This window comes from Chlamydiifrater phoenicopteri (assembly GCF_902807005.1).
In the GTDB taxonomy this organism is placed as follows: domain Bacteria; phylum Chlamydiota; class Chlamydiia; order Chlamydiales; family Chlamydiaceae; genus Chlamydiifrater; species Chlamydiifrater phoenicopteri.
This window is the reverse complement of the sequence record NZ_LR777658.1, coordinates 389,207-414,410: the sequence shown is the minus strand read 5'-3', so window position 1 is coordinate 414,410 and position 25,204 is coordinate 389,207. Positions and strand designations below refer to the sequence as shown.

Here is a 25,204-nt window from a genome sequence, read left to right as displayed (position 1 = left end):
AAGGCAAGGGCTGCCTTCTTCGACAAATTTTTTATTCTATTTACCTTAAAAAATAGTTTCATTTTCTTTAAAGTTTGTATTTTGCAAACGCTTTATCTAAACCTGGTTACGGAGAACGAATGAGTCATTCAAAAATTATTATTATAGGGTCTGGCCCAGCGGGGTATACGGCAGCAATATATGCTTCCAGAGCACTTTTGCAGCCCGTTTTATTTGAAGGGTTTTTACAGGGAATTGCCGGGGGGCAGCTGATGACCACTACCAAAGTAGAAAATTTTCCAGGATTTCCTGACGGCGTGTTTGGAGCAGATTTGATGACTTCAATGAAAAAGCAAGCAGAGGTCTACGGAACAAAGGTTTTGCCTAGGGATGTTGATTCTGTGGACTTTTCTACAACTCCATTTAAAATTTATTCTGGAGATGAAGTTTACACCTGTGATTCGTGCATAATAGCAACTGGAGCTTCTGCTAAAAAACTGGATATTCCTGGAGCTAAAGAGGGGGAGTTTTGGCAAAAGGGTGTTACGGCGTGCGCTGTGTGTGATGGGGCGGCGCCCATTTTCAAAGACAAAAATTTATTTGTCATAGGCGGGGGAGATTCTGCTGCGGAAGAAGCCATATTTCTTACCAGGTATGGGAGTCGAGTTTACCTAGTTCATAGAAGGGATTCTCTTAGGGCGTCGAAAGTTATGCAGGAGAAGTTACGCAATAATCCCAAAATAACTGTCTTATGGAACTCTGAGGTTGTATCTATATCCGGAGACACAGTTGTTCGTTCTGTTGAGATATTCAACAACGTGTCGAAAGAAAAAAAATCTTTTGATGCTGGCGGAGTATTTTTTGCTATCGGTCATCAGCCAAACACTGCTTTTTTAAGGGGGGCCTTAGAGCTAGATGATCAGGGGTATATACTCACAAAACCTGGAACAACTCAAACTTCTGTTAGGGGGGTTTTTGCTGCTGGAGATGTTCAAGATAAAGTATATCGCCAAGCTATCACTGCGGCTGGAAGTGGGTGTATGGCTGCTCTGGAAGCTGAGTCTTTTCTTCATTAGGATTTATTGAGCGTTGGAAGAAACAAAGGCTATCGCGGTGGCGGTAGCATACTCTTTGCTGTGGCTTAAGGAAAGGTGAAAGAGGGGTTTTTGAGCGTGGAGCATAAAGTTGTTTCTTAACTGAATTGTTGGCTTTCCGTTTGTCTTGATAATCTCAATATCCCTCCAAGATAACTCTTTAGTTATGCCTGTTCCAACGGCTTTTGCTGCGGCTTCTTTGGCGGAAAATCGCGCAGCTAAAGAGGGGAAGGGGTTCTGTAAAGAAAAGCAGTAAATAAGTTCAGGTTCCGTAAAAACTCTGTTTAAAAATCTATCTCCAAATTTAAGCACAGCCTTCTCGATTCTTTGAATTTCAATAATATCTGTGCCTATTCCTAGAATGTTTTGTGCAATCATCGGTAAGAAGGAGTTTTCCCTGCGGAGATTGGAGTTAAATAAGCGAAAGCAGCTCTTAAAAGAGCGGTTCCTACAGTAAGGCGTACAAAGAATAGTGTTGGAAGGTGAGATATTTGACTGCAAATAACGGCAGATGAAGCAGCAATAATGAATATGGCTGCCATTTTTTTTGAAACAAAAGTATCCCTTAGAAAATTTATGCAGGAAAGTTTTTCTGGGACAGAAAAAGCTTTTAAAAGCTGTCTTTCCACAGTCTTAGACAAGCAAAAGCGATATTTAGCTTTGCCCAACAAGATGGCTAGAATAGTTAAAAAGCCGTAAACAGGGAGTTCGTTCGAATTGGTTTTGATAAAAAGAAGCAGAGCCCCTTTGGTCAAATTAATCCCGCCAAACAACCAAAGAAAGCCTGGCGTGGATATTAAAATTTTATCTTTATTAGGAGACATTATAAAATACAGGGCTGAGAAATAAGGAGCTTATAACACAGTTTTTCCTTTTCATTCCTTAAAAATTTAAAAATATAGGACCCCTTAAATGATTTTTTCGTCTCTTTCTTGGAATCCACATAGTTCCATAACTATCTCTGAAAAATGGAATATTTCTATGACCTGGTATGGGGTTTTATTTTCCTTGGGAATGTTTCTTGCATATTTTTTTGGTGTGAGGCTCGCTGTTAAAGCTCTTTTAAAGCTGGATAAAAATTGTAATGAAAAAGAAGTGAAAGCTTCTTTTGAAAATTTTGCGCTGCTTTCGATTTTTTTTATTCTAATTGGAGCTAGGTTGGGATACGTTTTTTGCTATGGTCTTCCCTACTACGTGAAGCATCCAGAAGAAATTATTAAAGTGTGGAGAGGAGGGTTAGCTAGTCACGGAGGTGTCCTAGGAATGTTGTTTTGGATCCCAATTTTTACTCATATTTATCGAAAAAAGATCCCTTACATCAGCACCCTTTTTGTTCTCGATATTACATGCGTATCTTCAGGTATAGCAGCCTTTATGATCAGAGTGGGAAATTTCATAAATCAAGAGATTACAGGAATCCCTTCCAATCTTCCTTGGGCTATAACTTTTGAAAATCCTGTGGACGCTCTTCCAGGCATTCCTAGACATCCTGTTCAGTTGTATGAAGGGGTAGGGTACTTAATCTTATTTATTATTCTTCAAAAAATAAGTAATAAAAATTTATTGCTTTTGGGTAGAGGGTTTTTGTCTGGGATAACTTTTTTAGGCATTTTCTGTATTCGTTTCATTTCGGAGTTTTTTAAATCTCATCAAGGAATAGTTCTTTCTAAAGACTCTTTGTTAAGTATGGGTCAGCTTCTATCCATACCTTTTCTTTTTTTAGGGATTGTTCTGGTTTTTCGATACTTAGTTTCCCAACGCTATTTATCTAAATAGAGTTTGTCGTAAAAGGTTAATAACTATTTTAGATTCTTGTTTGGGGGATAAATCATTAGTGTGATATTTTCTTGCCTTAGATTGAGCGAGATTTTAAATGAATAAACGGTTTTTTTTATTTGTAGGATTGGTCGGAGCTTCTTTTATCGGATGTCAACTTTTTTTCGGCTACAAAGAATTTAATGGATACAAACAGATAGCAGAAAAACAACGGGAGATGACATCTTCTGTTCTTTCTCAGATAGAGTCTTCGGGACTGAAGGTAGTTTCTTGGAAAAAAGATAGTGGTGCAGAAAAGTCTGCTGAACAACAAGGAGTTGTTCTGGGGAATGCCATGTTAACCCTAAGCAAAGATCCAGTTGTTAGCCATTCCCTATCTTGTGGAGGTAAAGATTGGGGATACCTTGGAAGGAGTTATGCTTTTCACGGAGTTAGCGTGTTGCTTTATGAAAATAACGCATCTAAGAATTCCGTTGTAGATATGGGGAAAGTTTTTCTTCCAAGTGTTGACTCCGAAATTCCTGTCCTCGTCGTCGAGTTCAGAAACGGCAAAGATCCTCTCGTATTTCCGGGGCAATATAAGAAAGGAAAAATTTTCAGTAAGGATTTCCCTATTTTAGGTACTTCTTTAGTTTTTTGGAGATCTGGGCCCGATTACCTGCCTCTGGGTGTATACGATACCATTGAAGAAAGGTTAGTAGCGTTAAACCTTCCTATGACTCGTGCTGTAGTCTTAAATGATAAAGCCTCTTACTCTGGATCTGATAATCACTATGTTTTGCAGAATGAATTCCTTCAGTTGGTAGTTTCTGAAAAGAGTGGTTCTATTGAAGGAATAAATTTACCGATAGTTTCTGATGCGAACAAATTCAGTATAGTCAATGAAATAGAAACAGACCGAGCCTTAGCAGAGGCCAACCCTGAAGAAGCTACATTCCCTGGCTTTTCTTCCATAGGAGCAGACAGGAAAAAGGTTCAAGAACAAATAGGGGGCTATTATCCACTTCTTAGACGTGGAAGCCTTGACAATTCTGAAAAACTGCTGCCCGCCCGCTACCAATCTTTCAATTTAGTTTCTGGAGAGAACTTTGATCACCCCATAACTTCATTTTTCCGTTTGGTAGATTTTACAAATACACAGCTTATTCTCGAAAGCACAGATGGGCGGGTAAGGAAAGAGTTTTCTCTTCCTAAAGACCCTATAAACGAGCCTTATTGTTTTAACGTGGACCTAAATGTTCGTTACGGAGAAGACAAGGTGTGGGTTACATCAGGAATTCCTGAAGTAGAAATTATGTCAGGAGCTTTCGTTCCCGCACTAAAATACCGCACTATAAAAAAAGGACAAGGTTCTTTAGAAAAAGTTAAGCTTCCTAAGGCTAAGGCATCTTCCTCTACAGCTACGGGCGCGCATCCTGAGTGGGTTCTTAATTCTAATGGATACTTTGGAATAATTATTACTCCTTTGGATTCCTCGCCGAAAAGCTTTGCTACCTTATATGTTCCTGGATCTACCGCGATAACGAAACTGTCTCTAATTGATAAGAAAAACAATCAGTATCCAGAGTCGAAATATCCCGGATATGAGATTTTATTGCCCATAAACTCTGACGGTAAATCCTCCTCTTTTAGAGTTTATGCAGGCCCCTTAGCAGAGCCCACATTATCTAAGATAGACAAAACTTTTAAGACAGATTCTGGAGAAACCCCCGACTATAGCAGTTGTTTAGTTTTCAAAGGTGTTTTCGGTTTCATATCAGAACCTTTTGCTAGACTGCTATTTTTAGTAATGAAATTCTTTAAGTTTTTAACAGGATCTTGGGGAATATCTATTATTTTGCTAACTGTTTTTCTAAAAATAGTCTTATACCCGTTAAACGCGTGGTCTCTACGTTCTATGAGACGCATGCAAAAACTGTCTCCCTATATTCAGGAAATTCAAAAAAAGTATAAGCATGAGCCTAAAAGAGCTCAGCTGGAAATCATGACTTTATATAAGGAGAATAAGGTTAATCCCTTAATGGGGTGTTTCCCCATGCTAATCCAGTTGCCTTTCTTAATAGCAATGTTTGATTTATTGAAGTCTTCGTTCTTGTTAAGAGGGGCTTCGTTCATCCCTGGGTGGATAGATAACTTAACAGCTCCTGATGTCATCTTCTCCTGGAGGACCCCCATCTTTCTGATAGGAAACCAAATACACCTATTACCCATAATTTTGGGGGTAGTCATGTTTGCCCAACAAAAACTTTCCACTACTTCGAAGACCGGGGAGCTTACGGAACAACAACGACAGCAACAAGCCATGGGGACAATGATGGCTTTGCTCTTCACCGTTATGTTTTATAATTTTCCCTCAGGACTCAATCTTTACTGGTTATCTTCGACAATTTTAGGTATAGCTCAACAATGGGCTACCAATAAACTTTTAGATAAGAGAAATGCGAAAAACGAGATTGTTTTGAATAAGAAAAGAGGACATTTTCGATAATTTAAACTCGGGTTTATAGCTGATAAAAGCTATAAGAAAGGAATTGGTAAATAGAGTTTAGTATGCGAGCTTGGGAAGAATTTCTTTTATTGCAAGATAAGGAAATAGGTAAAGAAATTGTAGATAAGTGGCTACGTTCTTTGAAAGTTTCTTGCTTTGACGCTTGCAACCTTTATTTGGAAGCTAGCGATTCCTTTCAGTTAACCTGGTTTGAAGAACATATTCGACACAAAGTAAAGGCTCAGTTTGTCAATAACAACGGGAAAGCCATTAGAGTGCACATTTCTTCTTCCGAAAAGAGTGGAGAGGGTAGGGAGTTGGCGCCTATTTATGATGCTCAATCCTCTTTTTTTTCTATCAAAGATCAGGAATTAGATGAGAACAAAACATTTGCAAACTTTTTGATAACACCAGAGAATGAACCAGCCTTCCGTATTTTAAAAAACTTTGGACTACCAGCATCAGACGGCGCAGAATTCCCTTTTAATCCTATATATCTTTTTGGAGTAGAGGGCGCGGGGAAAACGCATTTAATGCAGTCCGTTGCCCATGAACTAAAAAATTGTGGGAAGAAAGTGCTTTTTGTTGATGCCGAACGCTTTACAGAACATCTAGTCGCTGCTATTCGTGCTGGGGAAATGCAAAAATTTCGCTCATTCTATAGAAAAGTTGACGCGCTCTTTATTGAGGACATCGAGGTTTTTTCTAGAAAAGCTGCTACTCAAGAAGAATTTTTCCATACATTTAACTCCTTACATACAGAAGGAAAATTGATAATGCTTTCTTCCTTGTATGCTCCAGGAGATTTAAAGTTCATGGAGGAAAGGCTTGTAAGCCGCTTCGAATGGGGAATAGTTATTCCTGTACAATCTTTAGTTAAAGATGGGTTGCGGAAGTTTATTTACAGCAAATCTCAAGAGTTGTCGGTGCGCCTGCACGAAAGCTCTGTCGAGTTTCTTATTCAAGAGCTTGTCTCTAATGTTAAAAGCATCCTTCATGCTTTGAATTTACTTTCCAAGCGGGTTGCTTATAGAAAATGCTCTCAACAATTACTCTATGAGAAGGATATAAAGTATTTTCTGAAAGATCTCTTAGCTGAAGCTGAGCAAATTAGGCTTACTCCACAAAAAATCGTACAATCTGTAGCCAGTCAGTGTGGGATTTCTGTAGATGATCTATTAGGGAGATCCCAATCCAGAGAGTATGTTTTGCCTAGGCAAATAGCCATGTATCTATGTCGATCTCACCTTTCTCTCTCTTACATGAAAATAGGCGAAATCTTTTCTAGAGATCATTCAACGGTAATATCTTCTATTAGACTTGTATCCAAAGCTTTGGAATCTGGAGACAGAGAAATCAGTTTGAGCGTAAAAGAAATTATTCAATCGCTGTTCTCTGGTCACAAGGAACTAGAATACGTTTCTGGAGAGACCCCTCCTGATTAACGGGGGTAAAGATTTTCTTATTGCGTGCTATGGTCGTGCCGCACAGCAGACATGCTTATAGAGGCAGATATTATCAACCTAAGAAGAGCTTCCACAAAGATCACTGTAGCAATAACCATTGCTAAAATTACTCCATAATGCGTCAGAGGACAGCTTAATCCCAAAGTTAAAAGTAGGGACAGCGATAATACGCACTCCAAAATAGCGCTAGCAACGAACAACCCTGTGCCAACAAAAGCCCCCCTATTCAGCTCTTTCATAAGAGCCATGGATGCTCTGCAAGCTTGATCCGAGTATTGTGGAGCAGGTCGATCCCTTTGGTTGATGTCGTCTAAAGTAACTACATTCAATTTTCCTGTAGCCGTTCTGTTCCTTCCATAGCCATGAGCGTACATGATGACACCGTCATTTAAAATAATGACAAATAGTTTAAGAGTTTCCCCAAAAACAAAAAAGGTATTTTTAGTTGATTTAAAAAAAGCTAATAAATCTGATGCCTGATCTCTTTAAAAAGGGATTGATAGTAGTAGACATTTAAATAATCTCGAGATTAAGAATGAGAAAAGTCTCTCTGTGAGTCTATTCAGTCAAATTAATTTAGTCATGCGATCTTAAAGTTGAGGATTCTTAGGTATGGAAGAAAATAGTTTTGATAAGAAGGCTGTTTCTGTAGAGAGCATGAAAAAAGCCATACTTAATAGATTACAATTAGGTATCGTTCAACAACCAGAGACAGCTTCTGATAGAGAAATTTTTTCTGCTGTATCAGAAACGGTTATGGAGTGGCTAGCAAAAGGTTGGCTTGAAACTCAAAGTCAGTATTACAAAGAAGATTCTAAGCGAGTTTATTATATTTCTATGGAGTTCTTATTGGGGAGAAGTCTTAAGTCTAATCTGTTTAACCTAGGTCTTTTGAATATAGTGAGCGAAGCTGTAAAACAGCTCGGGTATGACTTAGATCGTCTTTCAGAAATGGAGTCCGATGCCGGATTAGGGAATGGAGGACTAGGACGTTTAGCGGCTTGCTTTTTAGATTCCATGGCAACATTAGGGATCCCTGCTTACGGATATGGGATTCGTTATGATTATGGAATTTTTCATCAAAAAATTATCGAGGGTTATCAAGTAGAAGCTCCTGATGAGTGGTTGAGATATGGGAATCCTTGGGAAATATGCAGAGGAGAGTACTTATATCCAGTAAAATTTTATGGAAAAGTCAGCCATTATACAGACGAAAGAGGGAGAAACATTGCAGAATGGACAGAGACTAGTGAAGTGTTAGCTATGGCATACGATGTGCCTGTTCCTGGATATGGGAATACTACTGTTAATACCCTGCGTCTATGGCAAGCTCAGTCTCCTCAAGGATTTGAATTTAGCTACTTTAATCATGGAGATTACATTAGAGCTATAGAAGATATAGCATTGGCTGAAAACATCTCGAGAGTTTTATACCCCAATGACTCTATTTCTGAAGGACAAGAACTTCGGTTGAAACAAGAATATTTTTTGATATCTTCCACCATTCAAGATATCCTTCGTAGATATACAAAAGCATACATTCATCTTGAAAAGCTACCTGAAAAGGTTTCTATTCAACTCAATGACACACACCCTGCTTTGGGAATAGCTGAAATGATGCATCTTTTGGTAGATAGGGAGGAGCTGCCATGGGATAAAGCATGGCAGATGACCAAAGAAATTTTTAATTATACAAATCACACAATCCTTCCTGAAGCTTTAGAACGGTGGCCTATAGAGCTTTTTGCTAAACTTCTTCCTAGACATCTAGAAATTATTCAAGAAATTAATTCTAGATGGTTGCAAACAGTTAACGAAGATTTTCCTAATGATGAATCAAAGAAAAAACAGTTATCCATCATAGAAGAAAACGGGAAAGAGAAACGAATTAGTATGGCGACGTTGGCTATTGTAGGCTCGTCCAAAGTAAATGGAGTATCAGCTTTTCACTCTGAGTTATTACGTACAACCCTGTTTTCTGATTTTTCTGCTATCAATAAGGAGAAGTTTATTAATGTCACTAATGGGGTAACCCCCAGAAGATGGCTGGCTCTCTGTAATCCATTGTTATCTAATTTACTAACAGAGGTTTTAGGTGATGGTTGGATTACAAACTTATCTCTTTTGGAAAAACTACACCCTATGGCTGAAGACGCTAGTTTTAGAGATAGGTGGGAGGCTATAAAAATTCTGAATAAAAATACTCTGGCTAGACGTATTTTTGATGAAGTAGGCACTACAGTTAACCCATCGTCAATGTTTGACTGTCATATAAAAAGAATTCACGAATACAAGAGACAGCTGCTCAATATTTTAAGGGTGATAGGGGATTACATAGATCTTAAAGAGAATCTAGTTTCTGCCCCTATTCCAAAAACTATTATTTTTGGTGGAAAAGCTGCTCCAGGATATTTTTTTGCGAAACTGATTATTAAATTAATCAATTCTGTTGCAGAGGTTGTCAATAATGACTCTACCGTTTCAGATTTTCTAAAAATAGTCTTTATTCCTAATTATAGAGTGTCCGTAGCAGAGGTCATCATTCCTGCTGCTGAACTGTCAGAACAAATATCTACGGCAGGGATGGAAGCTTCCGGAACAGGTAATATGAAGTTCGCTATGAATGGAGCGTTAACTATAGGTACTATGGACGGAGCCAACATAGAAATGAGAGACTATTTGAAGCTTGAAAATATGTTTATTTTCGGATTAACGGAAAGTGAAATAAGCTCTATGCGAACAACATATGATCCACGGGCTATTTATGAAACCAATCCAAAAATAAAGAAAATATTAGACCTTATCTATGAAGGATTTTTCTGTCAGGAAGACAGAGATCTGTTTAAACCTATCGTTAATAAACTATTGAATGAAGGAGATTCCTATTTTGTTTTAGCTGACTTTGATTCTTATGATCAAACCCATAAAGGTGCTTCAGAATTATTTAAAAACCGAACTGAGTGGGCAAAAAAGTCTATCTATAACACTGCAGGAATGGGATATTTTTCTAGCGATCGAACTATTAAGGATTACGCAGACAACATCTGGCATGTTCCTTACAAAGCTCAGTCATAGCAGAAATAAGATCCTCATATACGCGAGGATCTCTAAAAAGGGATCTATAAAGAAAACTTTACTTTAAGAGTAATAATGCTGGATTCTCAAGGAAGTGTTGTAGTCTTTTCATGAAAAGTGCTGCTTCCATACCATCTATAACTCTATGATCAACTGAAAGCGTTAGACAGCAGGTGCTTCCTATAACAATTTGATCATTAATTACAACAGGCTCTTGTTCTATACCACCGACAGCTAGGATTGCTGCTTGCGGAGGATTTATAATAGCCACAAATTCTGTAATGCCTGTCATACCCAAATTCGACAGAGTAAAAGAACCTCCCTTGTACTCATAGTCTTGTAATTTACCGCTTTTTGCCTTTTTAGCAAGAGCTTTCACTTCTGAGGATATGACCGTTAGATCCTTTCTATCAGCACATCTTACTATGGGAGTAATAAGTCCATTATCTACGGAAACAGCCACAGAAATATCTATAGTAGAAAATTTAATGATTTGGTTGCTCGCACTATCAAAACCAGCATTAATACTAGGAAATTCCCTTAATGTCATGGCACAGGCCCGCAAAATGAAATCATTAAAAGAAAACTTCAAACCCTCATCAGACAATTGCTTTCTTAAAATTGCAAGAGCCGTGGTATTGATCTTTTGTCTGACGTAAAAGTGAGGAATTGAATTTTTTGATGCTTGTAATCTAAGAGAAATGACTTCTCTCATGGGAGATAGATCCTCTCTCTCATAAGATCCCGGATGAACAGTTTCCTCTTGACGCCAAGCTGATCCTAAAGGGCTGCTTTGAGGCGCTCCTTCCAAATCTCTCTTTAGAATTCTTCCTCCAGGGCCGCTACCGGCTACTTTAGATAAATCTAAGTTTCGTTCCCTAGCTATAGATTTTGCTAACGGCGAGGCTAATATTTTGTTTTCGGAAGGGATTTTAAATGAAGTCTTCAGAGGAGGCTCCGGAGAGAAAGTCATCATAGAGATTGATGCAACAGGATGTTGATCATTAGAGGAAGAAAGCTCTGCAGCCTTAGCAGCAGAACTCTGTGCACTGTTGTTTTCTTTTTCTTCTTTGGGTAGTAGCTCTTCTAAATTGAAAGGTTCTTCAGGATCAGAAGAAATCAATAAAATTGGGGAACCTACAGACACCTTATCTTTTTCATGAACAAGAAGGGCCCGGACAAAGCCATCATCTATGGCGGCGTGTTCCAGAACTGCTTTGTCCGTGGCTATTTCTAAAAGAACATCTCCGGCCTTAACAGAGTCTCCTTCTTTTTTATGCCATTTTACAATAGTCCCTTTCTCCATAGTAGGAGAAAGCTTAGGCATATTCAATAACGTTAGCATGAGCTTCTACCTTAAAAGTTTATTAACGGCATCTTTAACCCTTGAAACATTAGGCAATGTTTCTGCTTCTAAAGCTGATGAATAGGGCATAGGGGTCTCTTTTTGACACACTCTTAATACTGGAGAATCGAGGTAATCAAAGCCAAACTCCATAATTGTTGCACTAACCTCCGCTCCTATTCCGGCGAAATAGTGTCCCTCCTCCACTACAAGACATCTGTTGGTCTTTTTTATTGACGATAAGATCGTAGAGACGTCTAGAGGCTTTATAGTACGTAAATCTATTATTTCTACAGATAAACCTTGTTCTCTTTTTAACTGAGAGGCAGCTTCTGTCACAATAGATACCATTCTGCTGTAAGTTACAATAGTTAAGTCTGTGCCTTCCTGTAGAACCTTAGCTTGACCTATAGGTTCTAACACTTCTCCAGAAGGAACCTCGCCTTCTACGTGATACATAAGCTCATTTTCTAAGAAAAGTACAGGATTATTATTTCTTACTGCGCTTTTTAATAACCCTTTAGCATCACGGGGAGTAGCTGGCGAAACAACAATAAGTCCCGGTAAATTGGCATATAAAGCTTCCACGCAATGCGAATGTTGGCAAGAGACCTGTGCAGCTGCTCCATTGGGCCCCCTGAAAACAATAGGAACAGAAAAGAGTCCGCCGGTCATATAATGCATTTTTGCCGCATGGGAGATAATTTGATCCGCAGCAACAAAAGAAAAGTTCCAGCTCATGAATTCTACTATAGGCCTCAGTCCTGTCATAGCGGCACCTATGGCAAGACCTGAAAATGCAGCCTCGCTGATAGGGGTGTCTATAATGCGTTTAGGGCCCCATTTATCTAATAAGCCCTTGGTTACTTTGTATGCCCCATTGTATTCTCCAACCTCCTCTCCTATAACGAAAACACCTTGATCTCTTTCCATTTCTTCATCAATGGCTTCTCTTATAGCATCTCGGATTGTTAAGATTTTGTTTTCTTTATGCATAAACACCTTCTTCCAATTGAGCGGGGGAGGGGTAAGGAGCTTCTTTTGCTAGTTGAAAAGCTTCTATAACTTCTTCTCTACAATCCTTGCGCATTTTCTCAAAATCATCTTCGGATAATAAACCAACTTTTATAAACAATTCCTTCGTGTGCAAAATAGGGTCTTTTTTTAGGATTTCTTGCATATCACTTTTGGAACGATACAAGTTAGGATCTGAAATAGAATGTCCACGGAACCGGGAACATAGGCTTTCTATTACTAAAGGTTTTTGCTCATTTTGAACGTAATCAAAAGCGGCTTTAAACCCCAGCAAACAATTGAACAAATCAAAGCCATTAATCGTAAGGGATTTTATTTTGTAGGGGGAGGCTAAACTTTCTCCTATAGGGCACAGTGAAATGGCTCTTTTTAAGGCCGTGCCCATTCCCCAGCCATTATTCTCAATGATAAGCATCAAAGGTAAATCATGCAAAGAGGCGAAATTTAATGTTTCGTGAACGGTTCCTTGAGCCACAGCGCCGTCTCCAATGAAACACAAAGAAGCTTTATTTTGACCGAGATACTTGCTTGTAAAAGCTCCTCCCATAGCTAGGGGAACATGCCCTCCAACAATACCAAATCCTCCGGGAAAATTAGGCCCGCACATATGCATAGAACCGCCCCTTCCTAGAGCACATCCCGTTGATCTGCCTAATAACTCTGCAGCCATAGAAGGGATAGACACCTCTAAAAGAAGAGCTACAGCATGGCAACGATAAGAAGCAAAAAAGTAGTGCCCCTTGCCTCCTATAGCGATAGCTGCTGTGGCTATGGCTTCCTCTCCGCTATAGGAGTGATAAAACCCTCCCACAAGGCCTTCGAGATAGGCTGCTTCTCCTCTTGTTTCAAATTCTCTGATTCGAAGCATATTTTTAAGCATATCCAAGCAGGACGCTACTCCCAAAGAATCTACTATTCCGCGAACGCTCTCTTCGGTTGAATCTATGGAAGAGATATTTAGAGTAGGCTGGTCTGATAAATTATAAGCTTTATCCATTCGTTAGAAAAAACTCCTTAAACAACAAGACAAAGTATAAAAAGCAGAAAGACAAAAAACAAGTTTAATTCATAGAGAAAAAACCTAGTCTTTTTTTGAAATTCTTCTATAGGAAGAAATTTTGAAGAGTATTTTAGAAAAAATAAAAAAAATATTAGACGGAAAGCATTTATTGCATTGTTCGATTCAGCAATAGGAAGGAGTTTGATTAGTCGTCTTTTTCAAGACTAGCTGTGGAAGTAGATTGTTGCAAAGTTCCAGAAGAAAACACTCCGACTAAAGCTCCTCCCAAGAGAACACAACCTCCAGAAACGATTCCTCCAAGCCCTCCGCCCACACCTAGAGCGGCGCCCATTATTCCCAAAACCGTTAGAGCCACCCCAGAAACTCGTCCAACTTGTTGAAAAAAGTTTTCATCTTTGGCTTGTTTTTTTTCTGGAGACGGGTGCGACGGTTGGTTTCCTAATGGCGATATACTCATAAACGGCATCAAACAACATCTTACACAAGAGGAGTTTTAGATACTCTAACTAGCTGGAAAGTGTGTGAAAAAGAGAACTAAAACTCACAAAACGCCGGAAGTGTATCAATACAATAGATTTAAGAAAACACACTAATGAAATGAGAAACCTCCAAGAGGGGACTTTTAGAGAAAAACAAACAAGAAAATATATCCAAACTATCTTGTAGTATTAAGAACCAAAAGTTTTTGCTTTATATCTTCCAGCTGTTTTTCCAAAAGACCGATCCTAGCGTCCATCTTTGGAAGATTGCGAGTTTTGGCTATAATTTTGTGAATTTCCTCATAAGGTCTTGCTGGGGCTCCGCCATAAACACCTGGAGAGGATATAGTTTTTGAAACGCCTGTTTGAGCCATAAGCATGACGTTATCGCAAACAGAAATGTGTCCAGCAATGCCTGTCTGCCCACCAACGACGACTCTATTTCCAATTTTTGTTGACCCGGCGATTCCAGACAAAGAGACTATAATGGAATGCTTACCAACCTCCACTTGATGCGCTATTTGCACAAGGTTGTCTATTTTCGTGCCTTGTCTTACAATGGTTTCTTTAAAGCGTCCTCTGTCAATGGTAGTATTTGCTCCTATCTCGACATTGTCCTCAAGAACAACTTTTCCTAAATGTTTTAGATGAACATGGTTTCCCGATTTATCCATGCTATATCCAAAACCACAAGACCCTATCACAGCCCCGGATTGAATAAGCACATTGTTACCTATTAGCACGCGCTCTCTGACGACTGCTCGAGGATGTATACAACAATTATTTCCAAGAACTGTTTCTGCTCCGATAAAACAGCCTGCACCGATATGGCAATTATCCCCAATAACCACACCTTTGCATATAACAGCTTGGGGTTCTATCAGAACATTTTTCCCTAAAACCACAGTCTCATGTATAGTTGCTGAGGGAGAAACGCCTGTGAAGCCATTATCGGTTTCAGAAATAAAAAGTTCTATAACTTGTTGAAATGACAAAGAGGGGGTAGGGCTAATCAGAAAGTTCTTTTTAGTTCCTTCTGCTTTAGAGGCTTCTTGAGAGGAAATAATAATGGCTCCCGCTTGAGTCTTGTTCAAGAAACGTCGATAACGTTCATTTTCAACAAATGATATTTGTGTGCTTTGAGCTTTCTCAATCTCTTCTACGCCAGAAATTAAAATCTCTGGATCTCCCTGCAACTGCAATCCGCAGATTTCTGCCAATTCTTTGAGGGTGTAGCAAGACTTCATCTTTCATCCTTGAGGTGGGGGGTTCTTATCATTTATGCGAAGCTATTGTCGCATCCAAAGCTTTTATAACTTCATCAGTAATGTCGAGGCTCTCTGTTGTTGCTAAAATGGCCTCTTCATTAAAAACCACTTGCAATTTCTTTTCTTTGCGTACTTTTTCCGAAGCCACCTTAACTTCTTGTATTAGCTTTTGTATTCTTTTGTAGTTGTGTTGATTAAGTAGCTGATAAGATTGATTCTGGTAGACATTATATTCCTGTGAAAGTTCTTCAAACTTTTTCTGTAGCTCCTCTGCAGCAGAAGAAGAAAGGCTTTCCATATAATCTTCATCTTGAAGTTTTTCGTATAGGGACGTCAGCTCTTTTTCCATTTGCTCTGCATTGGAAGCAAACTGTTTCTTTAGCATTTCCAATTCAGAGGTTTCTTTTTTCCCTAGCTCGGAATCTTCTATGCATCGCTTTAAGCTAACATAACCTAGCCTACAGTCATCTCCGTAAGACGAGATCCCAAGAGAGCCTACAAGGAGGGCAACAAATAATATCTTCTTCATAACATCCTGAAAATCTAGAAGTTTTTAAAAGCTATTTTTAGATAATAATCTAGTATATCCCTATCTAGAACATTCCTCCCAAAGCAAAGAAGAATCTTTGTGTAACATCAATCTTTTTACCTTCAAAGATCTCTGTTGGTCGGAAAGGCCAGCCAAATCCCATCATGACTGGAACATTGTTCATTACATCAAAGCGCAGCCCAAATCCAGCACTTCCTCTTAATTCCTTAATATCAATTTTGTATTCTTCTAGGCCTACAAAACCGGAGTCCATAAATACAAAGGCGCTTACATTGGGCTGTGTCACCAGAGGATACTGAAACTCTTCGGAGATAAGAAGAGAAGTGAGTCCTCCTTTAGGCTCATTTTCAGAATACTTTGGACCAATGATAAAGGATTTATACCCTCTAACAGTAGTTTCTCCTCCTAAGAAGAATCGCTCACTAATAGGCACTCCGTCAATGGTTGTGTCACTAAACGGTTTAATAAACTGAGCTTCTCCACGGAGTTTTAAGACTCCTTTTTTGGTCAGCTGTCTGTAAACAGAACCTGAAAGCTTGAGTTTTGTAAAGTGGTAGGTGCCTCCCAATCCAGAAATTTCAAAATTCACATTAGCTCGAACCCCATTTTTAGGATTCCTTGGAGGAGAAACGGAATCATAAATTAGATGTGTTCCTGCTGCAGAAACAAATCCTTTGTTTGTGGAGGGATCTGGACCCACAAGATCTTGTTTGTTTTTACGCTCCAAGCTGGTCTGGCTACCTCGATAGTACAATCCGTAACGAAGGTTTTTGGTTATGATATAAGTAGTACTGACATTTCCACCGTATGTCTCTACTTCATAATCTTTAGACAAAGCTCTATTGATAGATTTATCTAATTCCACGCCTAGAATCCAGGGGGTATTAAGAAAGTGAGGCTTTGTCCACTTTATGGTGTAATCTGTGACCTTTTCTCCAAAATTTGCTTTCAAGAAAAGATACTCTCCACCACCTCTCAAACAACGGAACCCTTCACTAAGAAAGTTGCGGATACCCAACAGATAAAAGTTGCTTTCCGAAAGCTCTACTCCACCGAACAAATTGTCCAAGGAACTGAATCCTAAGAACAATCCTAAGTTACCTGTTGAAGTTTCAGAAACATCTACATAAATATCTCGATATTGCTCTGATACGTTTAAAGGATCTAGTTGAGAGCGAACGGTATAAACGCTTACACTATTAAAGTAACCTGTATTTCTTAGTCGTTGTTCTGTTTCCTCTAGATTGGATTTGTTAAAGCGGTCTCCAGGGAACAAGCAGCTTTCGTGCAGGATGACATCTTGTTTAGTTCTCGTATTTCCTGTAATTTTGATAAGGCCAACTCTATAGGGTTCTCCTTCGGTTACAGAGTAACAAACGTCATATACAGGGAGGGTGGGGTGTAAGCTAAAGGAAACGTCTACATTGGCATTAATGTACCCATATTTAGCGTACAAGTCTCTGATTTTCTGTGAACTCGTCCAAATTTTTTCTGAACAAAACAAATCGCCAGAACCTACCAACATTTGCTTTTCCACGGCTTTTCTCGGCAGGCAAGCAAAACCTTCTACGTGTACATGTCCCAACCTATATTTTGGACCTTTCTTCACATCAAAACAAAGGATAATGTTTCCTTTGCAATCGGTCTCTTGCTGAATTTCCACCTTTGCATCAGCATAACCCAAATTTTGTAGATAGTTAGTTACACCAAAAGCGTCTTGCTCGATCATTTCTGGATGATACAAGCCTGCTCCAGTGAACCAACTAAAACAAGGGCTGTAAGCTTTAGTGACCATGAATTCTTGAACATCGTTACGCTCGGACTTATTTAGTCCGCAAAGCTTAAGCTTTTTAATTCTACCGCAAACCCCTTCATTAATATTAATTTTAATATCAATGACTCCTAGGCTTTCATCATGATCTAGCTCGTAAGAAAGGTCTGATTCAAAAAAGCCTCGTTTTAGGTAGGAGGTTCTCAACGTTTCAAAGGACTTAAGAAATTTTTCTCTTTCAAATTGGGTGTCTCGAGTTAATTGTAAGGTGCGCAGAATTTTATATTCAGAAAACTCTTTATTCCCAACGACTTCAATTTTACGGATTACAGGCTTTTCTATTAAAATGACTTTGAGGTGAGCTTTACCGTTAGAAAAGGAAACTTGAGGTTCGACTCTATCATAGTCTTTAGATAAATCTCTCAGATCCTTATCAAACTCTGTTTGAGAAAACAAAGAGCCTTCCTTAACCTTAATTTCCGGAGTTTTGTGTCTAGATCTGTTTCGTTTGCCTTCAACAACGATCTCGACTTTATCTACTACCGAACGATTATCCCCAATAATTTGTTCTGCAGACATTGTTATGGAAGATTGAAGCAAAAATAGTAGAAATAAAAAATTACGCTTATCTTTCATGTATGGGACACCTATAGAGCAATGACTCAACGCGATTTCAATGTGGCGCAAAACGCCAGAACACCGAGAGAAAACCCGATGTTTGATAACGGACGCACTCACGCACAGCGCCAAATGCGAGATCTTAGAAAAACAAAAGCTTTTAGCGCAAGATTAATATGAATTCCTGCCAGAGAAGGCTCTAGCTAATGTCCCTGAGTCTACATAGTCAAAAGACAACCCCATAGGGATTCCCAAGGCTAGCCTAGATATAGCTACATCGTATTCTAGAAGTTCTTCTTTTATGAACATTGCAGTTGTATCGCCTTCCAGAGTTGCATCTAAAGAAATAATAATCTCTTTATACCTTCTTTTTTGTATTCTTTCTTTCAACATTTGCATACGAACAAGCTCAGGTTTCTTTCCTGTAATAGGAGACAGCAGGGAGCCCAAGACGTGATAGTCTCCTCGAAACACTTTAGCCTTCTCTAACAAAAAAACGTCTTTACAAGAGGCGACCACACAGAGCTTTTCAGACTCCCTATCAGGATCAGAGCAAAAGGAACACGCATCATGAACGTCTTTTAGACAGAAGCATTCAGAACAAAAAGATACCGCTTCAGAAACATCTTGAATAGCTGAAGAAACTTCTTTCAACTTTTCTTCAGGCCATAATAACATCTCGAAAGCCAGTTTTTCTGCTGTTTTATAGCCAATTCCAGGAAGTCTCTTTAAAGCAGAAATCAACCTAAATAAATACTGTGGATACTTAATCATAATTTTATTTTACGCACGCAAATAGGGGTCTGGCTTAGGTTAACAAATCTTATAGAGTTCGTCGAGATTGAAATAAAGGTTAGAGTATAAACTCTTCTATTAGTATACTTCTCTTTTTTCTACTTAGATGGTTTTTTGTGAAAAAGATAAGAGCAGCAATATTAGCAACAGGTTCTTACCTTCCTAAAAGAGTTTTATCCAACGCGGATTTAGAAAAGATTGTAGATACATCTAATGAATGGATTGTTTCCAGAACAGGAATGAGAGAACGTAGGATAGCAGAAAAAGACGAAAGCACTTCCTCTATGGGAGCTAAAGCGGCTGAAAGAGCTATAGAGAAAGCAGGGATTCCAAAGGAAAGTATCGACTGCATAATTTTTTCCACTTCAGCTCCCGATTACATTTTTCCTGCTTGTGCTGCTCTAGCTCAAGATTATCTAAAGTTAAAGGATATCCCAGCTTTTGATTGTTTGGCGGCATGTACAGGGTTCCTTTACGGACTTTCTGTGGCTAAGTCTTATGTTGAATCTGGATTGTATAATAATGTATTGCTAATAGCCGCAGACAAACTATCCTCTTTTGTAAATTACAGAGATCGCAACACCTGCGTTTTGTTTGGAGACGGAGCTTCTGCTGCAATTATTGGAAGAGAACAGCCGGGGTCTTTAAGCATTTCCAATGTATGCCTTGGTGCAGACGGGAGCATGGCAGATCTACTAAGCCTTCCCGCTGGAGGAAGTAAACTGCCAGCCTCCAAAGAAACTCTTGAAAAAGACCTCCATTATATAACCATGGAAGGCAAGGAAGTTTTCAAGCACGCTGTGCGGCGTATGGAATCTGCGGCCAAAGAATGTATAGAAAAAGCAGGTCTTAATGAGGAAGACTTAGATTGGCTTGTTCCGCACCAGGCTAATGAAAGAATCATTGATGCCATAGCCAAGCGTTTTGACATTAACGAAGAAAAAGTCTTCAAAACTGTCGGCAAATATGGTAATACTGCTGCTTCATCGGTAGGAATAGCTTTAGATGAGTTGCTATCTAAACACTCTATAGAATTTGATGATAATCTCCTTTTAGTCGCTTTTGGAGGGGGGCTTTCTTGGGGAGCTGTCATTTTGAATAAGGTTCGAGGATAGGAATATGAAAGAGAAAGTAGCCATGTTATTTTCTGGGCAAGGCTCCCAATACGTTGGCATGGGTGAAGATCTTAAAAAAAATTATCCTGTAGCAGCAGAAGTCTTTGAAAAAGCCGATGATATTCTAAAGTTCAACCTCTCTTCTTTAATGTTTTTTGGCCCAAAAGAAACGTTACTGGAAACAGCAAATAGTCAACTAGCTATTTATGTTCATGGTATAGCTACGTTATCTGTGATAAAATCACTCATTGATATTAATGTTCATTGTACTGCAGGACTAAGTTTAGGAGAATACACAGCCCTTACAGCTTCTGGCGCTGTTTCTTTTGATGATGTTTTACCCCTTATAAAAATGAGGGGCCAGCTTATGAATGAAGCTTGCCTGCAAACAAGCGGGGGCATGGCTGCTGTAATTGGACTGTCTCCTGAAGTTGTTGAAGAAACTGTTTCCAGTATAGGGGATGTATGGATAGCGAACTATAATGCTCCTTCTCAAATTGTAATTTCTGGTGTTAAAGAAAAAATAGATGAATCTATAGCTATATTTAAGTCTATTGGAGCAAGAAAAGTTGTCCCTTTGAACGTTTTTGGCGCTTTTCACTCTCCTCTTATGCAATCTGCAGAAGATCGTCTTGTTCCATACCTAGAAGAACTGGATATCCGAGAAACTCCCATTAAAGTCATTTCCAATTATTCAGGATCTTTCTGCGATTCTATAGAAATTTTTCGCTCTCAACTTCTCCGGCAAATAACATCTCCAACTCGTTGGTATCAAGGTTGTTTAACAATGGATGCGGAATGTGATGCTTTTCTGGAAGTGGGGTGTGGAAAGGTTTTGTCTGGAATAAATAGTCTAATAGGCGTTACACATCCTACTGAAAACATAGGTTGCGTGAAAAGCATAGAGAAATTTTTATCGAACACGAAACAATAAAGGGCTTTTATGAAAAATTTTCTCGAGGGAAAAAAAGCTATTGTTACAGGAGGAAACCGAGGTATAGGATTTGGTATAGCCAAAGCTTTTGTAGAGCACGGAGCAACGGTAGAAATTTGGGGAACGAACGAAAGCGGATGTCAGAAGGCCGCTGAAGAACTCTTGTCTTTAGGCAATACCGGTGGAGTTTCCTATGCTAAAGTTGATGTAACCTCTCTCCCTCAAATTCAAGAAGCCATGGCGCGCTTTTTAGAAAGACATGGGGGATTGGACATTTTGGTAAACAATGCTGGAATTACCAAAGATAATCTGCTTATGAAGATGTCCGAAGAAGAGTGGAATGCTGTTATACAGACTAATTTATCTTCAGTGTTTTATACCTGCTCTTCTGCAATTCGGCATATGATGAAAGCTAGGTCAGGGTCAATCATAAATATCACTTCTATTGTGGGAAAAACAGGAAATCCTGGACAAACTAACTATGCCGCATCTAAAGCAGGAATAATAGGTTTTTCTAAAGCTTTAGCCAAGGAAGTGGGCTCTAGAAACATTCGAGTAAACTGCATAGCTCCAGGGTATATTCAAACAGATATGACTGCTGTACTAAAAGAAGAGCTAAAAGCTGCTTGGATAAAAATGACTCCTCTAGCTCGATTAGGTTCTGTAGAGGATATTGCTGGGGCAGCGTTATTTTTGGCTTCTCCATGGTCTTCCTACATAACATCTCAAGTTATAACTGTTGACGGAGGAATAACCTCATAATAAGAAAAGACCTTGATATAGTGTTTCGTGAAATAAAAATATAATTAATCGAAAAGGAATTATAGATGAGTTTACAAGAAGAAATCATAGACATTGTCGTAGAACAGCTGGGAGTAAGCAAAGAAGAGGTTACCCTCGATAAATCTTTCATCGAAGATTTGAACGCTGATAGCCTTGATTTGACAGAATTGATTATGACTTTTGAGGAGAAATTTAACTTCGAAATTTCTGAAGAAGAAGCGGAAGGCCTTCGTACTGTCAGAGATGTCATTGAATTTATTCAATCAAAGCAATCGTAATTTCGCCTTCTAATTTGAGATGGAAAAGAGTAAAAGCTTCAAATTTTTTTGAAGCTTTTTTATTCTCTACTCCTAAAAGAGACTTGTTTTGAATATAACTCTAAAATAGACAACGCTACAGAAGGGCACTCTTCTAAAATACTTAGAAACTGCCCCTTACTAAGAGCTAACACTCGAACGAAGGTTTTTGCTAACGCTGAATATTCTCTAAATCTGTTGTTAAATAAACTTTCTTCTCCGAAACATTCTTCCGGCTTAAGTTCATCAAGAATTTCTTTAGAAGCACCCCTAATGGTTACTGTTCCTTCAGCTATAATGTAGAGACTAAATCCTGGTTGGCCTACTTCAAAAATTTCTGATTTTGGCTTAAAAGTAAGATTATCGGTCCTATCAGCAATCGCTAAAAGAACATCCATATCTAAGGAACTAAAAAAGGAAGTCTTTTTTAAAAGGAAAGCTTTATCAATCAGATTCATAGAATATGCTGTCATAATAACCCTTATATTTAGATGGGGAAAAAGCTTTCCTTTATAACCATAGCATCTTCGGAGTGCTCTGTCTGCTGCCAGGTTGACGGATTATAAGAGGGGTCGATAACGGAAAGCTCTCTTTTAAGTTGTCTAGCGGTTAATTTATTTAGTCTAGAAGGTGATGACTCCATGTGGTGTAAAAGCTCTTTTAATGAAAGGGGGGAGCCTCCCATCTTTAAAAATTTTTTACCAAAAAACCTCTCACCATCAGGGATTGTCAAGGGCTCTATTAAAGAGAATAACCCATTATCACAGTGCTTTTCTAAAGATTCTAGAGCTTGCGCTCGAGTTTTTTTATTTTTTCCTGTAAGCGCTCTGGTCAAAATATCCGATCTTTCAGCTCCTCCTATAAATCCTAGTACTTCCAATATGAAATTCACTTCAGAATCATAATTAGATTGAAGAGTATGTTGAAGCAAAGAAAGGTCATATTTAGGGTATGCCTGCCTTAAGATCTCTTTATGATAAGCGTAAAAGCAGGCTTTTTGTATCTTTGTCTTGATAATATGATAAGCATTTTCTTTTAAAGAATCTGGAGAAGTTTTACTTAAAATACGTGCGCAAAGAATCCTCGTACGATTATGCATAGTGTTATCAGTAAATATTTCTAGTAGCTTCTCTGTTGTATCTTCACTGAGGTTTGCTATAATGAGCTCAGCATGTCGTCTTGCTTTAGCTTTCAAATTTGTTGCGGTTAACAAAAACTCTCTCACTGTTGAAGAATCTAAAATAACGCCTATTGCGTGCATTAAATCTACTACTCCTTCAGGATGAGAGCAGTCTTTTAACATCTTTATTAAAGTCTTAAAATACTCTTTTTGATGGGGGCGAATAGATGCTTTGATTGCTCTACAAACCTTAAGACGAACCTCCATACAAGATTGGTCTGTATATTCAAAAATGGTTGCTAAGTTTCCTGGATTTTTTTCAAATTCTAAAACTGTTAACCCAAGCAATAAGGCATTTTCATCCGAAGATTTGAGCAATTTTTCTAAAAGGGAGTCGGCCAACAATCTATGTTCACCTTCACGATAAAACCTTCTTACAGTAAGGATCGCTGCTAATAGTTTGTCTGAGCGATTATCTTCTCTTAAATCCGGTAGCACCATTTGTGGAGAGAGGAGTGATTGTTCGGCAAAATACAAATGTATAGCAGCTTTGATTGCTGGATGAGGAATTGTATTATTCCATCGCCTAAGAAATTCTATGGTTAATGAATCTCTTGCCCATGCAGAGTTTTTTAACATATCTAGAGCCCTGATCTTATTTGGCAAACTGAATTTATTCATATTTGCTAGAAGTCTAGGTAGAAGATTTCTATTTCCCATATCTAGGATGTTCTGGAAAGCAAACATCCGGTTTTTTTCGCTAGAGTGTTTTAAATTGATAAGAAACTGGCGTTCGATCTGTCGTTTCTCTCTTGAAGAGACAGTTTTCAACCAATCCTTCAAAGTTTTTCCCCACAAAATGACGTGAGATGAAAGATTAATAAAAATCGCCTTTGAATACTCTGAACGGAGGGTGAAGCCCACAACTGTAGCAATCGAAGCTATGAGCAGACTAAATTTAACTTGTGCGTCCAATAAGAAACAAAGGAAAGAACAAAACAACATTCCTACAGGTTCTAAAAAGGACTCTATAGCTATTCTTAATTGATTTCTAACGCGATTAGGGACTCCATAAATTAACAGTTGCAAATTATTGTCGTCTAAGGCGTAAGTAACCCCTTCCCTAGCAATCATTCCAAGAACTGCAATACCTAGAGAATCATAAAACAAAAATAAAATGAAAAACTTCAAAAAACAAAAGGGGGCAATCATAATGATATTACTTACCCCTATTCTTCTAACGATTCTGCTGTAAGCGAACAGAGCAAAGATCATATTCCCTAAGGATATCCAAAGGGAGCAGCTTCCCAAGAAGGCGACTAGCTTGTATTCCGAATCTGAAGAAGAAAAAACCCTAGAAAAGGTCTTCATATAGTTAAATTCGGTCGTTACAGCTAGAAGCTGCATAAGAAAGTAGAAGGCTAGCAAGTAGAAGGTAAATTTATCCTTAAAACAAATTTTAACTGACTGCCAAAAGTTGGGGAAATATTCTGTTTCTAAGTAATGGTGATGATCATCGGAAAGCTCATTTAATGACTTAGATATGTAGATTACTATAGGAAAAACACAAATAAGACATATTATGAAGCTAATAAGAATTCCGGAAACTCCTAGGTGGTTTATAAACCAAGAAATACTACCGCTACCTAAAGCATCTCCTAGAAATATAATGGCATTGAATATGCAAAAATATTTCTTCCCGTCTTGGATATCAAAGAACTGGTCTGTGAACCCCCAAAAGGTCGTGTACGATAAGACAGTTAAACTCCAAGACAGGGTGCGATAAACAAAAAACGCGGTTCGAAGTTCTGCAGGAGATTTAAATAAAAAGAAGCCTAGCATGACTATGTTAGAAACTGTCATTCCTGCAACGGAGAGAACAAAGAGCATAGTCGATGACACTCTTTTTTTTGTCATATTGTAGAGAAAGAGCGCTGAACAAACACAAAGAAACACGGAAGAAAAGAAGTATATGGAGGGGAGTTTGCTTGCTCCAACATTTTCAAGAAACAGTCCCTCGGAAAGAGTAAGCGTTCCATAGCAGCCAATCCCCCAGACAAGACCCAAACAAAGAAAAAGCCCTGTTCTAAACTCTCCACCGAAATCCAAGTTCAGCAGTAGGCGAATGGCTCTCTGCATTTTTAACACCTACCTACAAAGAAAAATAAGGCTATTTTATGTTTAAAAACATAAAAA

Annotated in this window: 22 protein-coding genes; 9 read left to right on the top strand and 13 right to left on the bottom strand. The window is 38.6% G+C overall.

Annotation, left to right across the window (positions count from 1 at the left end):
* Positions 1–119: 119 nt before the first annotated feature.
* Complete coding sequence (gene trxB / locus KJA58_RS01795; protein WP_213357755.1) at positions 120–1,055, top strand: thioredoxin-disulfide reductase; 936 nt, start codon at positions 120–122, stop codon at positions 1,053–1,055.
* Between the two features lie 3 nt (positions 1,056–1,058).
* On the opposite strand, the gene acpS is transcribed toward trxB, so the two are convergent.
* Both acpS and KJA58_RS01785 read right to left on the bottom strand, forming a co-directional pair.
* Positions 1,059–1,436: a holo-ACP synthase gene (acpS, locus tag KJA58_RS01790; RefSeq protein WP_425513810.1), complete on the bottom strand. Its 378-nt coding sequence runs from the start codon at positions 1,434–1,436 to the stop codon at positions 1,059–1,061.
* Positions 1,437–1,447: 11 nt separating this feature from the next.
* The gene (locus tag KJA58_RS01785) at positions 1,448–1,897 is read right to left on the bottom strand and encodes a hypothetical protein (protein WP_213357753.1); all 450 of its coding nucleotides are present in this window, start codon (positions 1,895–1,897) and stop codon (positions 1,448–1,450) included.
* Between the two features lie 88 nt (positions 1,898–1,985).
* Here KJA58_RS01785 and KJA58_RS01780 point away from each other — a divergent pair, with 88 nt between their 5' ends.
* The 3 genes from KJA58_RS01780 (at position 1,986) to dnaA (ending at position 6,782) form a co-directional block, all read left to right on the top strand.
* Positions 1,986–2,849 (top strand): prolipoprotein diacylglyceryl transferase, encoded by an 864-nt coding sequence (locus KJA58_RS01780; protein WP_213357752.1) that lies wholly within the window; start codon positions 1,986–1,988, stop codon positions 2,847–2,849.
* A 97-nt stretch (positions 2,850–2,946) separates the two neighbouring features.
* Complete coding sequence (gene yidC / locus KJA58_RS01775) at positions 2,947–5,337, top strand: membrane protein insertase YidC (RefSeq protein ID WP_213357751.1); 2,391 nt, start codon at positions 2,947–2,949, stop codon at positions 5,335–5,337.
* A gap of 62 nt (positions 5,338–5,399) precedes the next feature.
* Complete coding sequence (dnaA, locus tag KJA58_RS01770; protein ID WP_213357750.1) at positions 5,400–6,782, top strand: chromosomal replication initiator protein DnaA; 1,383 nt, start codon at positions 5,400–5,402, stop codon at positions 6,780–6,782.
* 17 nt (positions 6,783–6,799) lie between these two features.
* Here the strand turns inward: dnaA and KJA58_RS01765 are convergent, their stop codons facing one another.
* Entirely contained in the window at positions 6,800–7,177 is a 378-nt protein-coding gene (locus KJA58_RS01765; protein WP_213357749.1) for a hypothetical protein, read from the bottom strand.
* A 238-nt stretch (positions 7,178–7,415) separates the two neighbouring features.
* Here KJA58_RS01765 and KJA58_RS01760 point away from each other — a divergent pair, with 238 nt between their 5' ends.
* Positions 7,416–9,878 (top strand): glycogen/starch/alpha-glucan phosphorylase, encoded by a 2,463-nt coding sequence (locus KJA58_RS01760; protein ID WP_213357748.1) that lies wholly within the window; start codon positions 7,416–7,418, stop codon positions 9,876–9,878.
* A 58-nt stretch (positions 9,879–9,936) separates the two neighbouring features.
* Here the strand turns inward: KJA58_RS01760 and KJA58_RS01755 are convergent, their stop codons facing one another.
* From KJA58_RS01755 to recR, 8 genes are all read right to left on the bottom strand, one after another.
* Positions 9,937–11,223: a pyruvate dehydrogenase complex dihydrolipoamide acetyltransferase gene (locus tag KJA58_RS01755; RefSeq protein ID WP_213357747.1), complete on the bottom strand. Its 1,287-nt coding sequence runs from the start codon at positions 11,221–11,223 to the stop codon at positions 9,937–9,939.
* A gap of 6 nt (positions 11,224–11,229) precedes the next feature.
* Positions 11,230–12,219 carry a pyruvate dehydrogenase complex E1 component subunit beta gene (locus KJA58_RS01750; protein ID WP_213357746.1) on the bottom strand — a complete coding sequence of 330 codons (990 nt, stop codon included), beginning with the start codon at positions 12,217–12,219 and terminating at the stop codon, positions 11,230–11,232.
* Positions 12,212–13,255, bottom strand: coding sequence for a thiamine pyrophosphate-dependent enzyme (locus tag KJA58_RS01745; protein ID WP_213357745.1), 1,044 nt, complete (start codon positions 13,253–13,255; stop codon positions 12,212–12,214). Before KJA58_RS01745 ends, KJA58_RS01750 begins: the two co-directional genes overlap by 8 nt.
* Before the next feature lie 208 nt (positions 13,256–13,463).
* Positions 13,464–13,736, bottom strand: coding sequence for a hypothetical protein (locus tag KJA58_RS01740; protein ID WP_213357744.1), 273 nt, complete (start codon positions 13,734–13,736; stop codon positions 13,464–13,466).
* Between the two features lie 198 nt (positions 13,737–13,934).
* On the bottom strand, positions 13,935–15,005 hold the full coding sequence (gene lpxD / locus KJA58_RS01735) for a UDP-3-O-(3-hydroxymyristoyl)glucosamine N-acyltransferase (protein ID WP_213357743.1): 1,071 nt from the start codon (positions 15,003–15,005) through the stop codon (positions 13,935–13,937).
* Positions 15,006–15,033: 28 nt separating this feature from the next.
* Positions 15,034–15,555, bottom strand: a complete 522-nt coding sequence (locus tag KJA58_RS01730; RefSeq protein ID WP_213357742.1) for an OmpH/Skp family outer membrane protein — start codon at positions 15,553–15,555, stop codon at positions 15,034–15,036.
* 64 nt (positions 15,556–15,619) lie between these two features.
* Positions 15,620–17,983 (bottom strand): outer membrane protein assembly factor BamA, encoded by a 2,364-nt coding sequence (gene bamA / locus KJA58_RS01725; protein ID WP_213358363.1) that lies wholly within the window; start codon positions 17,981–17,983, stop codon positions 15,620–15,622.
* A 153-nt stretch (positions 17,984–18,136) separates the two neighbouring features.
* Complete coding sequence (gene recR, locus KJA58_RS01720; RefSeq protein ID WP_213357741.1) at positions 18,137–18,739, bottom strand: recombination mediator RecR; 603 nt, start codon at positions 18,737–18,739, stop codon at positions 18,137–18,139.
* 137 nt (positions 18,740–18,876) lie between these two features.
* Here recR and KJA58_RS01715 point away from each other — a divergent pair, with 137 nt between their 5' ends.
* The 4 genes from KJA58_RS01715 (at position 18,877) to acpP (ending at position 21,870) form a co-directional block, all read left to right on the top strand.
* Positions 18,877–19,875, top strand: a complete 999-nt coding sequence (locus tag KJA58_RS01715; RefSeq protein ID WP_213357740.1) for a beta-ketoacyl-ACP synthase III — start codon at positions 18,877–18,879, stop codon at positions 19,873–19,875.
* Between the two features lie 4 nt (positions 19,876–19,879).
* Complete coding sequence (gene fabD, locus KJA58_RS01710; RefSeq protein WP_213357739.1) at positions 19,880–20,809, top strand: ACP S-malonyltransferase; 930 nt, start codon at positions 19,880–19,882, stop codon at positions 20,807–20,809.
* A gap of 9 nt (positions 20,810–20,818) precedes the next feature.
* Complete coding sequence (gene fabG, locus KJA58_RS01705; protein ID WP_213357738.1) at positions 20,819–21,571, top strand: 3-oxoacyl-ACP reductase FabG; 753 nt, start codon at positions 20,819–20,821, stop codon at positions 21,569–21,571.
* Between the two features lie 65 nt (positions 21,572–21,636).
* On the top strand, positions 21,637–21,870 hold the full coding sequence (gene acpP, locus KJA58_RS01700; RefSeq protein WP_213318382.1) for an acyl carrier protein: 234 nt from the start codon (positions 21,637–21,639) through the stop codon (positions 21,868–21,870).
* 59 nt (positions 21,871–21,929) lie between these two features.
* On the opposite strand, the gene KJA58_RS01695 is transcribed toward acpP, so the two are convergent.
* Together KJA58_RS01695 and KJA58_RS01690 are read right to left on the bottom strand one after the other, a co-directional pair.
* Positions 21,930–22,346 carry a cyclic nucleotide-binding domain-containing protein gene (locus KJA58_RS01695; protein WP_213358362.1) on the bottom strand — a complete coding sequence of 139 codons (417 nt, stop codon included), beginning with the start codon at positions 22,344–22,346 and terminating at the stop codon, positions 21,930–21,932.
* Positions 22,347–22,375: 29 nt separating this feature from the next.
* Positions 22,376–25,147: an MFS transporter gene (locus tag KJA58_RS01690; protein ID WP_213357737.1), complete on the bottom strand. Its 2,772-nt coding sequence runs from the start codon at positions 25,145–25,147 to the stop codon at positions 22,376–22,378.
* Between the last annotated feature and the right edge of the window lie 57 nt (positions 25,148–25,204).